This is a genomic window from Paraburkholderia bannensis NBRC 103871, assembly GCF_000685015.1.
Taxonomy (GTDB): Bacteria; Pseudomonadota; Gammaproteobacteria; order Burkholderiales; family Burkholderiaceae; genus Paraburkholderia; species Paraburkholderia bannensis.
On the sequence record NZ_BAYA01000010.1, the window covers coordinates 232,504 to 247,296 of the forward strand.

At 64.8% G+C, this 14,793-nt stretch carries 13 protein-coding genes; 2 read left to right on the plus strand and 11 right to left on the minus strand.

All coding sequences use genetic code 11. From position 1 onward, the window contains the following. Positions 1 to 7 precede the first annotated feature (7 nt). The 5 genes from BBA01S_RS18125 to BBA01S_RS18150 form a co-directional block, all read right to left on the minus strand. The gene (locus BBA01S_RS18125) at positions 8 to 961 is read right to left on the minus strand and encodes a helix-turn-helix domain-containing protein (protein WP_027817691.1); all 954 of its coding nucleotides are present in this window, start codon (positions 959 to 961) and stop codon (positions 8 to 10) included. Positions 962 to 1,063: 102 nt separating this feature from the next. Continuing rightward, positions 1,064 to 2,392, minus strand: a complete 1,329-nt coding sequence (locus tag BBA01S_RS18130) for an aspartate aminotransferase family protein (protein WP_027817692.1) — start codon at positions 2,390 to 2,392, stop codon at positions 1,064 to 1,066. A 32-nt stretch (positions 2,393 to 2,424) separates the two neighbouring features. Continuing rightward, positions 2,425 to 3,924 carry an aldehyde dehydrogenase family protein gene (locus BBA01S_RS18135; RefSeq protein WP_027817693.1) on the minus strand — a complete coding sequence of 500 codons (1,500 nt, stop codon included), beginning with the start codon at positions 3,922 to 3,924 and terminating at the stop codon, positions 2,425 to 2,427. Between the two features lie 197 nt (positions 3,925 to 4,121). Next, a complete protein-coding gene (locus BBA01S_RS41705) occupies positions 4,122 to 4,556 on the minus strand; it encodes a hypothetical protein (RefSeq protein WP_042297473.1) in 435 nt (144 codons plus the stop codon). Between the two features lie 25 nt (positions 4,557 to 4,581). Next, complete coding sequence (locus BBA01S_RS18150) at positions 4,582 to 5,277, minus strand: helix-turn-helix transcriptional regulator (RefSeq protein ID WP_027817694.1); 696 nt, start codon at positions 5,275 to 5,277, stop codon at positions 4,582 to 4,584. Between the two features lie 205 nt (positions 5,278 to 5,482). On the opposite strand from BBA01S_RS18150, the gene BBA01S_RS18155 reads away from it, so the two are divergent. Beyond that, entirely contained in the window at positions 5,483 to 6,280 is a 798-nt protein-coding gene (locus tag BBA01S_RS18155) for an SDR family NAD(P)-dependent oxidoreductase (protein ID WP_027817695.1), read from the plus strand. A gap of 588 nt (positions 6,281 to 6,868) precedes the next feature. Here BBA01S_RS18155 and BBA01S_RS18160 read toward each other — a convergent pair. From BBA01S_RS18160 to BBA01S_RS18180, 5 genes are all read right to left on the minus strand, one after another. Further along, positions 6,869 to 7,636, minus strand: a complete 768-nt coding sequence (locus BBA01S_RS18160; protein ID WP_027817696.1) for an SDR family oxidoreductase — start codon at positions 7,634 to 7,636, stop codon at positions 6,869 to 6,871. Beyond that, positions 7,633 to 8,493 carry a MoaF C-terminal domain-containing protein gene (locus BBA01S_RS18165; RefSeq protein ID WP_027817697.1) on the minus strand — a complete coding sequence of 287 codons (861 nt, stop codon included), beginning with the start codon at positions 8,491 to 8,493 and terminating at the stop codon, positions 7,633 to 7,635. The genes BBA01S_RS18160 and BBA01S_RS18165 overlap by 4 nt, the downstream gene beginning before the upstream one ends. Before the next feature lie 141 nt (positions 8,494 to 8,634). Further along, positions 8,635 to 9,744: a class II histone deacetylase gene (locus BBA01S_RS18170; protein WP_027817698.1), complete on the minus strand. Its 1,110-nt coding sequence runs from the start codon at positions 9,742 to 9,744 to the stop codon at positions 8,635 to 8,637. A gap of 90 nt (positions 9,745 to 9,834) precedes the next feature. Next, positions 9,835 to 11,022 (minus strand): MFS transporter, encoded by a 1,188-nt coding sequence (locus tag BBA01S_RS18175; RefSeq protein WP_027817699.1) that lies wholly within the window; start codon positions 11,020 to 11,022, stop codon positions 9,835 to 9,837. Positions 11,023 to 11,066: 44 nt separating this feature from the next. Then, a complete protein-coding gene (locus BBA01S_RS18180) occupies positions 11,067 to 12,119 on the minus strand; it encodes a porin (protein ID WP_042297474.1) in 1,053 nt (350 codons plus the stop codon). A gap of 414 nt (positions 12,120 to 12,533) precedes the next feature. Between BBA01S_RS18180 and BBA01S_RS18190 the strand changes: the two genes are divergently transcribed. Then, on the plus strand, positions 12,534 to 13,613 hold the full coding sequence (locus tag BBA01S_RS18190) for a response regulator transcription factor (protein ID WP_042297508.1): 1,080 nt from the start codon (positions 12,534 to 12,536) through the stop codon (positions 13,611 to 13,613). Here the strand turns inward: BBA01S_RS18190 and BBA01S_RS18195 are convergent. Next, positions 13,610 to 14,767 carry a porin gene (locus BBA01S_RS18195; protein ID WP_156965979.1) on the minus strand — a complete coding sequence of 386 codons (1,158 nt, stop codon included), beginning with the start codon at positions 14,765 to 14,767 and terminating at the stop codon, positions 13,610 to 13,612. The two genes, BBA01S_RS18190 and BBA01S_RS18195, sit on opposite strands and share 4 nt — an antisense overlap. Positions 14,768 to 14,793 lie beyond the last annotated feature (26 nt).

A 14,793-nucleotide genomic window follows, 5' to 3' on the forward strand; every position in this document is an offset into this window, starting at 1 on the left:
GACGGATTCAGCTCTTGCGCACCGTCTGCGAAGGCAGCTCGCCGAACAGGTCGCGATACTCGCGTGCGAAGTAGCTCAGGTGCGTGAAGCCCCAGCGCGCAGCGGCGTCGCCGATCAAAAGCTCGTCGGCGCTGGTAGAGCGCAGCAAGCGATGCACGGCGTTCAGGCGGATCGATCGCAGGTACTCGACCGGCGTGACGTTGGCCACGCGCTGGAAGCTCGTTTGCAGCGTGCGGCGGCTGCAACGCAGCATCCGGCACAGGTCGAGCACCGTGAGCGACTCCTGGGTGTTGTCTTCGGTGATGCGCTCGCAGCGCTTGACGATGTCGCTGTAGGTCGCGTGCGTGACGTCGCGCGAGGGCAGCCCCGTCGCGCTCTCCAGCAGGCCGAGCAGCACGCTCAGCACCTCGTCCTGGAAGCGCTTGACCGACGCCGCGTTCGACGCCGCATCGGCAAACACCGCGCAATTGCGCTCGCTGGCGTCGAGAAAAGGGGCAAGACGCAGGCGCAGCGCCTTCGCGGCTTCAGCCGGAAATGGCACCACGTTGCGGCGCAACTGGCGCGCGGACTCTTCGCCGATGGTCACGGCGACGAGTTCGAACATGGTTTCGGCGGGCAGGCTCACGCCCACGTAGTGCATGGCCTCGGGCGTGTAGAAGCGGAATTCCTCGCCAGGGCCAAGCTGCATGAGCGCGTAGCCATCGACCTTCTGGCCCTGGAACGTGCCCACCACGGGCGCATAAAGCGGCACCGCCAGCGAGGCAAAGCCCGCTGGCGACACGCCCGCCTGGACGACGCGGCGATTGGTCTGCTCGCGGAAGAAATGAAATTCGCTCGACGTGGCCTGTACGACGCGGCTTTCGTAGCGGCCTGGCGTCATCTGACGATAGACCTGCTCCCAGCCGCTCACGGCGAGCGAATGATCATGCACGTCGGCAAGCGCGCTGACCCTGAAATCCATCTGCTGTCTCCTGCATGAATCAACAGCATCTTAATCGACCCAGTTTAATCGATGAAGTCGGAAGCGGGTCTGCCGCAAAAAATATCCAGAAGAGCCTGAAAATCAGGCCTCTTCGAAGCCCGCAGCCAGCGCCTGGACGATGGCGTCGATCTGCGCGGTCTCGATCACGAGCGGCGGCGAAAGAATGATCTTGGTGCCGACCGGGCGCACCAGCACGCCGTTTTCGCGGGCGATTTCGGCGACGCGGTTGGCGTAACCGTCGGTGGGGTCGATCGGCTCGCGCGTGGCCTTGTCCTTCACCAGATCGAGCGCCACCATCAGGCCCTTGCCGCGCACGTCGCCCACGGCCGCGTAGCGCTTCGCGAACGGCTGGAGCGCTTCGAGCAGATGCTTGCCCTGCGCCGCCGCGTTGGCCGGCAGGTTTTCGTCGGCGACGATCTTGAGGTTGGCCAGCGCCGCCGCGCACGCGACCGGGTGGCCCGCGTAGGTATAGCCGTGCATCAGCGCGCCCGTGAAGTCGGCGTTCTTCATGAAGGCCTGCTCGATCCGCGCATTGAACGCGGTCGCGCCCAGCGGGATATAGCCCGACGAAATGCCCTTCGCGAAGCACATGATGTCCGGCTTCACGCCCCAGCCGCGGCTGCCGAACATGCTGCCCGTGCGGCCAAAGCCCGTCACGATCTCATCGGCGATCAGCAGGACTCCGTACTTGTCGCAGACTTCGCGGATCAGCGGCCAGTAGTTCTCCGGCGGCACGATCACGCCGCCCGCGCCCTGCACCGGTTCGGCGATGAAAGCGGCCACGGTGTCGGGGCTCTGGAACAGGATCTCGCGTTCGAGCATCTCCGCGCAGATGCGGCCCAGTTCCTGCGGATCCTGCGTGAACGGATTGCGATAGAGCCACGGCGTTTCCACGTGGAAGCAGCCTGGCAAATTAGGCTCGTAATTGCGGCGGAAAACCGTATTGCCGTTGACCGACGCGCCGCCGAAATGCGTGCCGTGATAACCCTGCTTCAGCGAAATAAACTTGGTGCGATCGGCCTGGCCCTCGACCTTCCAGTACTGGCGCGCGAGCTTGAGCGCCGATTCCACGGCGTCCGAGCCGCCCGAGCTATAGGTCACGCGCGTCATGCCTTCGGGTTCGAGCATGTCGATCAGCAGGCGCGAAAGTTCTTCGGCGCGAGGATGCGAAATGCCGTCGAACAACTGGAAGTATTCGAGCTCGTCGAGCTGCGCCGTGATGGCCTCTTTCACCTCGCGGCGGTTGTGGCCGATGTTGACGTTCCATAGCCCCGCCACGCCGTCGACCAGCTGCTTGCCGTGCTCGTCGAACACGAAGCAGCCGTCGCCGCGCACGATGCGGATTGGCGTGCGCCGCTGCATCTCGGCGGGGTGGATCATCGGGTGCCAGAAGGCGGATTGATGGCTCATGGTGTCTTCCTCTACGTCGATATTCAATGCGCTCAGTGCGCGATGCAGATGGACTTGGTTTCGGTGAAGCCTTCGACCGCGTACTTGCCGAACTCGCGGCCCATGCCCGATTGCTTGTAGCCGCCGAACGGCATCGACGGATCGAGCGGCACGTGGCAGTTGACCCAGACCGTGCCCGCCTCGATGCGCGGCACGAGGTTCATGACCGCGCGCAGATCGTTGCTCCACAGACTCGCGGCCAGACCATAGGGCGAATCGTTGGCCTGGCGCAGCGCCTCGGCGGGGTCGTCGAAGGGGATCAGCGCGAGCACCGGCCCGAACACTTCGTCGCGCACGAGCGCCGCGTCCTGCGGCACGTTGTCGATCACCGCCGGATTGACGTAGTAGCCCGGCCCATCGACGCGCGTGCCGCCCGCGAGAAAGCGCAGGCCATCGGCATGCGCGCGCGCGATGTGCTGCTCCACGCGGTCGCGATGCTGCGCGGACACCAGCGGGTTGATCTGCGCAGTGGGATCGAGACCGGCGCCCAGCGTCATCGAGCGCGCGACATCGGCAAGACCGTCGGCGATCTGACGGTACTTGCTGCGATGGATATAGATGCGCGAAGCCGCCGCGCACACCTGCCCCTGGTTGAGAAAGCCGCCCGCGAGCGCGCCCTGCACGGCCTGGTCGACGTCCACGTCCGCGAGCATCACAGCCGGATTCTTGCCGCCGAGCTCAAGCGAAAAGCGCGTCATGTTCTGCACGGCCGCCGTGCCGATCAGCTTGCCCGTGGGCGTCGAACCCGTGAACGATATCTTGGCGATCGCGGGATGGGCGGCGAGCGCGGCGCCGCATTCGCGCCCGCCCGTCACGACGTTGAACACGCCCGGCGGGATGCCCGCCTCGACAGCGATTTCGGCAATACGCAGCGCTGTGAGCGGCGTTTCCGGCGACGGCTTGATGACGATCGTGCAACCCGCCGCGAGCGCGGGAATCAGCTTCCACACGGCGATCATGAGCGGGAAATTCCACGGCACGATGCCCGCGACCACGCCTACCGGCTCCTTGCGCGTGTAGGCCGTGTAGCGCGCGCCCGGCGGAAACGGAATCGACACGTCGAGCGTTTCGCCGGTGATCTTGGTGGCCCAGCCGGCCATATAGCGCACGTATTCGACGGTCGCGCCCACTTCGATCGCGCGCGAAATGTTGATCGACTTGCCCTGTTCCAGCGTCTCAAGTTGTGCGAGGTCTTCGGCGTTGGCTTCGATCAGGTCGGCGAAATGCAGCAGGATGCGCTCGCGATCGGCGGGACGCAGGCCGCTCCAGACACGCGCGTCGAATGCCTCGCGCGCATTGGTCACGGCGCGGTCGACATCGGCGGCATTGGCGTCGGGAACCGAAGCGATCGCCTCGCCCGTGGACGGATCGAACACATCGACACGCATTGCGCTGAGCGCGGGCTGCGGGCCGCCGTTGATGAACAGGCCATGTTCGCGCGCGAGGAACGCGCGCACGCTTTCGTTGACCCTGACCTTTGCATCGCTACTCATAATCTCGCTCTCTCGCTTGGCACACTGTGGGCGCTTTTCGGGCGCTGATTGCTCGGTTGCCTGCGCCGACGGGCGCGGCATCGTGTTCCGACTTTAGGGGCGCGGGTCAGCACGCGTTAGCGCAAATTGGCAGATCGCCGCGCGGTGCGGGTAAACGTTCATCGCAGCGTTCATTGCGGCGTTCATCGCGGCTTTGATCAGTTCGGCCAGATGCAGCGCTCGAAACCGTCGCGCTCGCGAAACGGGCGCTCGGCCATCAGCACGGCTTCTGCCGCGTTCACCTGCATCAGCAGCACATGGCGCTTGCCGTCGTCGTGCGCAACGATGGCAAAGGCGGTGGCATCGATACCATGCCGAAAACGCGGATCGGCGGCGACGATGTCGGCGTCGTCGTGCAGGCCGCAACAGCGTGCGGCGTCGGCGATATTCCAGCAGTCGGGCAGGCGCAGGAGCACGTCGGGCACGTCCTCCTCGCGCGAAATCACGGCTGCGCCCGCGTGCGCGCAGCGGCGAAACCAGCCAGGCTCGCCAGCGGGTTCGACCGCGACTGCCGCGACCGCATAGAGCAGCAGGCCGCCTTCTTCGTAAGTCGAGGGAGCGTCGTCGTCCAGCAAGGGCGCGCGGGCGTTCATCGTGCAGTCCTCGTTCGATGGCAGGTCAAAGAAACAGCGCGCCGACCAGCTCGGTGCGGCTAGACACGCCGAGCTTGCGGAACATGCGCAGCAAGTGGGTCTTCACGGTGGGCTGCGAAAGCGCGAGGTCGCGCGCGATGGCCTTGTTCGAGAGGCCATCGCGCACGAGACGCGCGATCTGCTCCTCGCGGTGCGTGAGGCGCGGCGCCCCGGTCTCGTCGCTGGGCGCGGCGATGTGCAGTGCGCTTTCGCTGCGCAGCAAAGGCGCGAGTGCGACTTCGAGCAAGGGCTGTAGCGCCCGGGCATGGTCAATCTCGTGGGGCTCGAAAGGCGTATCCGGCGCGAAGCGCAACAGCGAAAAAGCAGCGACGGCGCGGCCCTCTTCCCGCAGCAGCACCTCCATCACGTCCACGACGCGATGGGGCTGCAAGAAGCGCCGCCAGTACACCGAATCGCCGCGCAGCGCCTCGGGCAACTCGCCCGCTAGCGTGAGCACGTTGCCGTGCTGGCGCAGGTAGCGCGACGGGTGCATCGGGTCGAGCACGAGATAGCGTTGCAGCCACGTGCGATGCATGGTCTCGGCGAGGCCGAACAGCTCGAAGCTAGATGGCTGCTGGTCGCCGCCGATCCGGTAAAACACGGTCGCGCCGGGGCGCACCAGCTTCGCGAGCGTGGCGACCGCGGTTTCGAGCACGGCGGCGCGGCAATCTTCTCTGGGCATGGGCGGTCTCCTGGCCGTGAGTCTTTCCGGACGGTTCGTATCGACGATGCTAGGCAGGCGGCGCGCCAGGGTGTGAGCGCAAATTGGCAAATCCGCTGCGCAGGCGCGGCTGTCTTGTCATCCTTTTGCCCGATAGGCCCGTCGATGCGCGACGCCTAGACTGCCCGCACACCTACGCGGTGCAACCATTTCAGGAGCCATCGGCATGACATCTTTTTTCCCGCCCGCTCAGGGCTGCGTCGTCATCACGGGTGCGGGCACCGGCATTGGCGAAGCCTGCGCCCGACTCTTTGCGGCTCAAGGCGCGCGCGTCGCGCTGATTGGACGACGGCGCGGGCCGCTTGAGCACGTCGCGGCGGCGACGGGCGGTCTCGTGCTGGAAGGCGATGCGGCGAGCGCGGCGGACTGGGAGCGGTTTAATGCTGCGCTGGAGGGTGAAGGTGGCGTCGCTAGCCTGATCGCTTGTGCGGGTGGACTGGGTGCCGGCAGCGCGCTGCAAACGGGCGACGACGCGTGGGCGGCTGCGATGCGGGCGAATGTGGATACCGCTTTTGTGAGCGCTCGTGCGTGTCTGCCGCAATTGATCGAGCGGCGCGGGTCGATCGTGATGGTGGCTTCTATCGCTTCGCTTGCCGCTGGGCCTGATGTGTGTGGGTACACCACGGCCAAGCATGCTTTGATCGGGCTAATGCGCTCGCTGGCGCGTGATTATGGCCCGCATGGCGTGCGGGTGAATGCGGTTTGCCCAGGGTGGGTTCGCACGCCAATGGCCGATCAGGAAATGCAGCCGCTTATGGATCGCCATGGCGATTCGCTCGACGAGGCCTATGCTCGTGTTTGTGGCGATGTGCCTTTGAGGCGTGCTGCAAGTGCTGATGAGATTGCGCAGGTTTGCGGGTTTCTGGCTTCGCCAGCCGCGAGTATCGTGACTGGGGCTGCGATTGTCGCCGATGGGGGGTCTTCTATTGTTGATGTGCCTACGTTGGCGTTTGATAGGGTTTGATTTGCTGTTTTTTCGCGTTTCCTTGTGAGCGTGTCGGTCTATTAGTGTTGCCCCTGTGCGGGGCGGCACTTACTTTCTTTGCCGCGGCAAAGAAAGGTAAGCAAAGAAAGCCGCTCACACCGCCAGTGTGACGCAGTCCACCACGCGCCCATGATCGGAGTGGTGACTGGGCAGCGCTCGCATCACGCGCCATACAACAGAGTGGTGACGCCCGCACATCCCGTTGCTTGCTTCGCTCGCAACGGAAGGGAATGCATGGGAAACCCACTGTTCTGATTGCCTTGGCGAGAGAAAAAACGCCTGCAAACCAAGGGTTTTTGTTATGCCCAACGGGGCGCTTGCGCCCCCGGATGTGCGGGTGCCGCCTATTCGTTGTACGGCGAGAGATGCGAGCAATGCCCAGTCACCACTCCCCTGGTGGGCGAGTGGTGGACGGCGTCACACTAGCGGTTTGAGCGGCTTTCTTTTGCCTACTTTTCTTTGCCGCTGCAAAGAAAAGTAGGTGCCGCCCCGCACAGGGGCGAAGCTTGCAGACCGACACGAAAACAAGGAAATGCCAACAAGAAACCGCAAAAAACCCAAACAAACCTAAACCAAAAACGCCGCCCCAGCCTCAGGCAAAGTAGCCCCGCCATCGACCACAATAGTCTGCCCCGTCACATACCCAGCACCTGGCGAAGCCAAAAAAATCATCGCAGCAGCGATATCAGCAGGCTCCCCCAACCGCCCGAGCGGCACCGCCCCCGCAATCCGCTCATTCAAAGCTGCGTCCCCAAGATTCTCCATAGCAGGCGTACGAATCATCCCAGGCTCGACGCCATTAACAGTAATTCGAAGCGGCGCAAGCTCCAAAGCAGCGGCCCGAATAAACCCATTAACCCCTGCCTTAGAAGCCGCATAATGCGCAAGCCCCGGATAAGCGACCCGCGGCCCCGTCACTGAAGAAGTCACGAGCAACCGCCCACCGCCCTGCCGCACAAACGCAGGCGTAGCCGCCTGAGCAAGCCAAAAGAGCGCACTCAAATTAACCGCAAGCGTACGCTCAAGCACATCAGGCGTAATCCCCGCAAACGGCGTAAGCGGAAAATACGCAGCGTTATGCACAAGCACATCGAGCCTTCCAAAATCGGCTTCGACCTGAGCAACAAGCGCATCAATCTGCCCGCGCTCAGCCAGGTCGACGTCATACGCGCGATGCAAGCCATCGTCCGCCAGCCACTCGCGCGCCACATCCGCACGCAGATCCGCTACAGCCATGCGCGCGCCCTCGCGCGCGAACGCCTCGACAATCCCGCGCCCGATTCCTTGCGCGCCGCCCGTTACCAGCACGGTTCGCCCCTCGAAAGTGCGTGTCATACCGGATACCGCGTCACGTTGAGCACCTGCGCGTGCGCGCCCACCGGAAAATTCGACAAGGCATCAAAGCGGCTGCCCTGATAACCAAAAATCTTGCCATCGGTTTTCATGCGATCGAGGTCGATCATGATGACGCCCAGCGTAGGCACAATCTTCTCGCGCCAGACGAACAGATAGAGCTTCTCGTCTATGCCGATCATGTGGCAACGGTCTACATCGGCAAGCCCCGCTTCGACGCCCGACAGGCACTGCCACGCGTAGAAGTTCTCGTTCAGGTAGACGTGCTCGTAGCGCTCCGTCGCGCTATACGTGTAGAGGTTGCGCATGCCGATCAGTTCGCGCGTCGGCGCGTGCAGCGCCGCCTGGGTCGGCTCCACGCCCTCGCCCGCCGCGATACGGCCATGCTGGATTTGAACCTGCACGCCGGTCAGCTCCATGCCGCGCTCGACACGCGTGAAGGCGTCGATATGCGTTTCCGTTTCGCTCGGCAGCGCGCCCATGATCGCCGTGCACAATGCGCGACGCACATCGAGCACGTAGCTCACGGACACATTGCGCGGCTTGCCCTGGTCATCGATGCGGGTTTCATCGGCGCCCACATAATCGACGAAATAAATGCCATTGCGCACCGAACTCACCCGGCACTCATGACGCGCAAGATGCGTCTTCCCGCCGATATCGCGCTCGACGTCCACGCTCTGAGCACCCGCAAAATGCAGGGAAACCGCGCTGCCGTCATCGAATTCGAGCGAAAAGCGGCGGCCTTCGAGGTCGCCAGAAGGCGCGAGGCTATGGCTATCGGGCGCGAAACCTTCGGCGAGTGCGCCGACCTGAATGAATACCGGTTGTGACGACATGATAAGGAGGACTCCGTAAGTAAGGTTGGATGGCCGCGCACCACGCTCGATCCAGCAACCGTGGCACCGCGGCGTGACTCACACTTTACGGAGCCGCCCCGCCACGCGGCATCGACCATAAGGATGACACCGCACGGGCCGTCAGCGCGTGAACGCCTCGGCCATTTCGTCGATCAACTGACGCTGGAACGCTGCAAAACGTGCGCTCGGCTGCTGCAGCACAGCGAGTTCGAGCATCGGGTCTTCCACCTGGGTGCGCACGTCCGCCAGCGTTTCCACGATCGCATGGCCGCAGAACGGCACATAGGCCTCCGAATAGCCCCCTTCGTGCACGATGACAAGCCGCCCTGCGCAATGGCGCTCCGCAGCGTCGCGCACGAGTTGCGTCATCGCGCGATAGCTCTCGCTGTGCAGCAGCATGCGCGCAAGCGGATCGACGGCGCTCGCGTCCAGCCCGCTCGCCACCACGATCAGTTCGGGCTTGAAGCGTTCGAGCGCGGGCAGCACGATGCGTTCGAACGCATAGAGATACGCGTCGTGGCCGCCGCCCGGCAGCAACGGGATGTTGATGTTCGCGCCTTCGCCGCGACCCGCGCCGCGTTCGTCTGCACCGCTGTAGCCCGGCGGGAAACAGCCTTCCTGATGCAGCGAAATCGTCAGCGTGTTGGGGTCGTCGTAATAGATCGATTGCGTGCCGTTGCCGTGGTGCACGTCCCAGTCGATCACCGCCACGCGTTCGACGCCGTGCTTCGCGCGCGCCGCCTCGATCGCAATCGGGATATTGGCGAGCAGGCAAAATCCCATCGGCTTGTCGCGCAGGCAATGGTGACCCGGCGGACGTGACAGCGAGAACGCGTTCGCCGCGCGCCCCGCAAGCACCGTATCGACAGCGCCGATGGCGAGTCCCGCCGACAGCGCCGCGATCTCATAGCTGCCCTTGCCGAATGGCGCGAGATCGCCCAGGTCGCCGCCGTTTGCGTCGCTCGCCGCCTTGAAGCGTTCGAGGTAGTCACGTGGATGGATGCGCCGCAAGTCGTCGTCGCTGGCTGCGTTCGCGCTGCCCATGTCGAGCGACGCCGCAAGCCCCGACGCCTGGATCAGCGCCAGCAGGCGGCGCTTGGATTCGGGCGACTCCGCGTAACCGCTCGCGGCGGGCGGTTGCACCCAGCCGCCGACGGGAAAGAACAGCGCGTGCGTACCGCCCGTGTGCCAGAAGGTGCGTTCGTCAGTGAAGAAGGCTGTTTTGCTCATGAGTTTCTCTTGCTGGTGGTGGTTCTTGTTGCGGTTTTTCAAATCGGAATTCAGGCGCGTTCATGGCGGTGCATGGACGTGCATGAAAGCTCACGCTTTTTCGACGCGAAGCAGGCAAAGACAGGAAATCACGCTGATGGCCGCCGCGCCCGCGAACAGGGTTGCGAGCGACGCGCCCGCATCGAGCAGCACGCCCGCGATCAGCGGCCCCGCCGCGAGTCCCGCGCCGATCACGAAGTTCAGCGACGCGACGAGGCGGCCGCTGCGGTCGTGCTTCGCGGCGGCCGCGAGAATGAACGGCAGTACGAAAGTCCAGGCGAACTTGAAGGCGAACACGGCGGCCATGTAGCCCGAGGTGCCGGGCTGCGTCGCGAGTCCGGCCAGCGACACGGCGAGGATCGCGTAGCCCGCTAGCAGCATCGCCAGGCGCGCCACGCGCCCGCCGATCAGCGACGCGCATCCCGCGCCGACAATGCCCATCACGCTTGCCGCCGCGAGCACTTCGCCCGTATGCGCGGCGTCGAAGCCCGCGAGCGCCGCCGCCTTGCTCGCAAACGTCCAGACGCCGCCGATCGCCACGTAGAACGCCAGCACGCCGCCGATCACGAGCGCGGCGTTCAGCGCCGTGCGCGCCCCGTTCTGCTCCTGCGTGGCAGCCGATGCGCTGCCTGTTTTCTTCGCGCGGCCCAGTGCCGGATCGAAACCGCGCACGAGCGGCGCGGCGCACAGTCCCAGCACGCCAAGCACGAGATACAGCGCCCGCAGTCCATAGCCCGCAAACACATGCGGCAGCACGAAAAGACCCACTGCGCCCGCCACCAGCTGGCCGACGACCCAGAGTCCATAGACGCGGTCGCGGTTCGCGCTGGTCGCCGCGCTCGTCATGCACAGCACCATCAGCGTGCCGCCGCCAAGCGCCGTGACCGTGCGCAGCGCAAGCAGGCCCGCGAAGCCAGGCATCGCCAGCGCCGTCGCGAAGTTGCCCGCGCAGAACACGACTGTCGCGATGGCCGCGACACGGCGCGCGTCGACACGTCCAAGCCACAGCAGCGAAGGCAGCGTCGCGCAACTGAACGCCCCCAGCTCGACGAAGAAATACGTGCCGATCTGCGACGCGGACAAGCCGAGTTGCACGGCGAGTTGCGCCGCGACAGCGGGCGCGACCAGCAACAGCAGCGGCGTAATGGCCGCGAACACGACAAGCGAAAGCAGCGTGGAGGCCGCGAAATCGCACGGCGCCGCGTCGACGGCGGCAAAGGACGGAGAGGGATTTTTCATGGCATCGGCATCGGGAAAATGAGGCAGGAGAATGTGTCGCGGGATCAGAACGTATGGGACATGCCGGCCATCGCGCCGAACTGCGAGACCCCGGCGACAGGCAGCGAGTCGTACTCGTAGACGGGCTGCGTGCTGCCGCTCGTGTTGTGCGAGTAGCCGAGGTTCAAATAGGCGAAGGTGCGTTTCGAAAGCGCATAGGTGCCGCTCGCGATGTAGAGCGTCGGATGCCCGACACTCGGCGTGTTTGAAAACGTGTGATAAATGCCCGCCGCGAAGCCGATTGCCGGATCGAGCCGATAACGCGCGCCGCCCCATGCAATCGTCCTGGCCGGTTCGAGCGAGCCGGTCAGGCGCTCCCCGCCGCCATAGAGCGAGAGCTTGTCGATGTCCCAGTGCGCGGCCAGCACCCCGACGACGCGTTGCTCGGCGGACGTATCCGCACTCGCCGACACCGCGCCATACGATTGATGGATCACCGCGCTCACGCCAAAGCCGTTGCCCGCGTATTGCGCGCCCGCCTCCAGCACACGGCCCGAGCGCGAGTTGCCGGCGACGCCGCCCGTAGCCGCGAGCGCTTCGCCGCTGAAGCCCGCGATATCGGGGCTCTGATACTTGACCGCGTTGTCGATGAAGTTCGCCGCCAGCGGCACGAGCACGCCCTGGCCGCTGTACGCCGCGTAGAGCAGCGGATCGTAGAAGACCGTGCGATCGAACAGCACGCTGAACTGGCGGCCCAGCGTAACGGTGCCGAAACCGCCCTTCAGCCCCACCCACGCGCCGCGAAAGAACGCGAGGCCCGGCACGGTCGCGGTGCCGTCGTTGAGATTGAGCCCCTGTTCAAGGCGAAAGATCGCCTGCAGGCCGCCGCCTAAATCCTCGGTGCCGGTAATGCCGATCTGCGAAGGCAGCACGCCGTAATTCTGGAGGTTCACGGCGCTGTGCTCGCCGTCCGCGTGAGTGCGGTACTGTATGCCCGCATCGAGAATGCCGTACAGCGTTACGCTCGACTGCGCGTGCGCCGCTGCGCTGGCGCCGCATGCTACCGTGGCTGCCAGCGCCACCCGGCGCGTTCGCCGGAATCCATCCCATCGTTTCATCGACCGACTCTCCAAACCGTACGACGTTGTTGTGATGAACAGCTTTCGTCCTCGTGTGTCCGCTGGCCGTCGTTCTGGCGGGTGCGGATCTGCGTGCAGTGTCGGTAGCGGGAAACATCGTGAACAGACGTTCAAGTGAACGCTGAGGAAAACCCTGATGCAGGCGACGAGGCTAGAAAAGACGGGCTTTGCGCCGGTTTCGTACGATCCCGGCATGCTGTCCGACGCGCATTGCCCCGTTCAAATGCAGGGGATGACGGCGTCACCGGAAACGCTGTTCGCCGAAATTCGGCGGCACGTATAATCGATCGCGAATCGCAGAAAAACGGCCAGAGACACGACACGAGCATCGCAGAGGAGGCGCGCTTGACACGCAATGCAGACCGGCATGTGCCTTTCGACAGCGCGCCCGGCATGCCCGCCGCCATCGCCATCGACGCCTACGCGCAAAACACGCCGCCCGCGCGCAGCGCCGACTTCGAAGGCCCGTTTTGCAGCAACGGCAGCAGCGGGCGCGACCTCAGCGTGCTGCTGCTCGACCTCTACGCGCTCGCCAATCAAACCGGCATCGGCGAATTCGAGAACGGCTTTTTCCGCCTGCTGGGCGCATTGCTGGACTTCGACGCAGGCTGGACAGGCGTGACCACGCATACGCCCGGCGGCCCCGTCATGCACAACAGCTTCACGTGGGGCCTGCCCGATTCGTTCTTTCCGGAATGGATCAAGGTGCGCGACTGCGATCCGCTCGCGACCGGCACGCGCGGCATCTATGGACGCGCGATGGCGATTTCCGTGGTCGATCCCGAGGTGCCGCCGCGCTTTCGCAACTGGGCCGTGAAACACGGGCTCGCGCAACTAATGGTGGTGACGGCGCTAGATCATCGCTTCGGACTCACGACTTTTCTTTCGGTGTACCGGCGCGCGCTCGACAAGCCCTTCAGCGCCGACGACGCGCACAAGGTCGAGAACGTGATCGTGCATCTCGCGGCGGCGCTGACGATCAACCGCTCGTTCCAGCTCACGCGCGAACGCGGCGCGACGCCCAGCGCCTCGCCCGCGCGCGCGATCTGCGATTCGTTCGGCACGGTGCACCAGGCCGACAAGGCGTTCGAAACCACCTTGCGCCAGGACTGGCCGCTCTACGCAAACCAGACCTTGCCGCCACCGCTGATCGACTGGCTGCACGGCGGCGGCGCACATCCTTATACGGGCGAGCGCGTCACCGTGGTGTGCGTGCCGAAGGCGGGCCTCTTCCAGCTGGAAGCGCGCACGCGCTCGGAACTCGATCGGCTGAGCCCGCGCGAGCTCGTCGCGATCCAGCACTACGGAGATGGCCTTTCGCACAAGGAAGTCGCGCAGCGCATGGGGATTTCGCCGACTACCGTGCGGCACTATCTGCGCTGCGCGTATCGCAAGCTCGGCATGCACGACAAGAGCGAGATTCCGCGTCTGCTCGCGGCGCTCGACCCGCAGGGCACGCCGGAGCTACGTTAGAAGCGATGGGCGATGCCCGCCGTCGCCACCAGTTGCCTGCGCGTGCTCGACGGCGTGACGCCGTAAATCTGCGCCTGCGCGTGCCGCCCCTGCTGCGCCACGCCAATCAGATAGAGCGTCGTGCGCTTCGATAGCTGGTACTGCGTGCCCAGATTGAGCTGATCCCAGCCCGGCTCCGCGCCCGCCGTGCCTTCGCCCGAATACCGGCCGTTGGTGCGAATGTAGGCCACGCCCGCAAGCCACTCGGGAGTCATCTGCCAGGTCACGCTGGCCTCGTAGTTGTCGAGCGTGAGCGCCGTGGCGTCCAGATAGCGATATTGCGTCTTCGAATACAGCCCCGCGAGCGTGAACGTGCCGATGCGATACGACGCGCCCGCCAGCCAGATGCGTTGACGCTGCACGCCCGCATCGCCAGGATTGCCCGCGATGCTGTTGCTGAACGTATTTGAGTAATCGTCGAAGATGCCCGCGCCCGGCGCGCCCAATGCACCCGCTGGCTGCGAATCGGGCCGGTCGGCCTGCACGAAGCCCACGCCCAGCGCAACCGGCCCGCGCGACCAGCCAGCGCCCGCCGCGATCAGACGATTGCCCGCGAAATCACCGGCCTGGTTGCTGAAACCATACGTCGCGCCGAAGCTGAAGCCCGCGAAAGTGGGGCTCGCGTACTTCACGGTATTGCTGACCTTGAAGGTGGCGTTGGTGTTATCGGCGTCGCCCACATGCGCGCCGATATAGCCCGCCCACGTTTCGTTGGTCGCGAATCCGGAGACGAAATCGATGGTCGAATCCCACTGGCGGCCGAGCGTGAGCGTGCCGTAGCCGTCGTTGGCCACGCCCACGTAGGAGACGTTGAAGGCGCGGCCTGGGCCGTGTCCGTTGTCGATATTGAACGGACTCATCATGCGGAAGATGGCGCGGTTGCCGCCGCCCAGGTCTTCCTGGCCGGACAGGATCCAGCGCGAGGACGAAAGCTGCCCGCTCGCCGTCGTCCATTGCGCGTGTCCGCCTGCATTGTTCGCGTAGAGCAGGCCCGTATCGAGAATGCCGCCCAGCGTGACACTGCTTTGCGCGTGCGCTGCGAGCGGCGCGCAGCAAAGGCATGCGCCCAGCGAACCGGCGAGCGCCGCCCTCACGGTCATCGAACGTGATTTCACGTAAAGATCTCCATATGATTGGACTA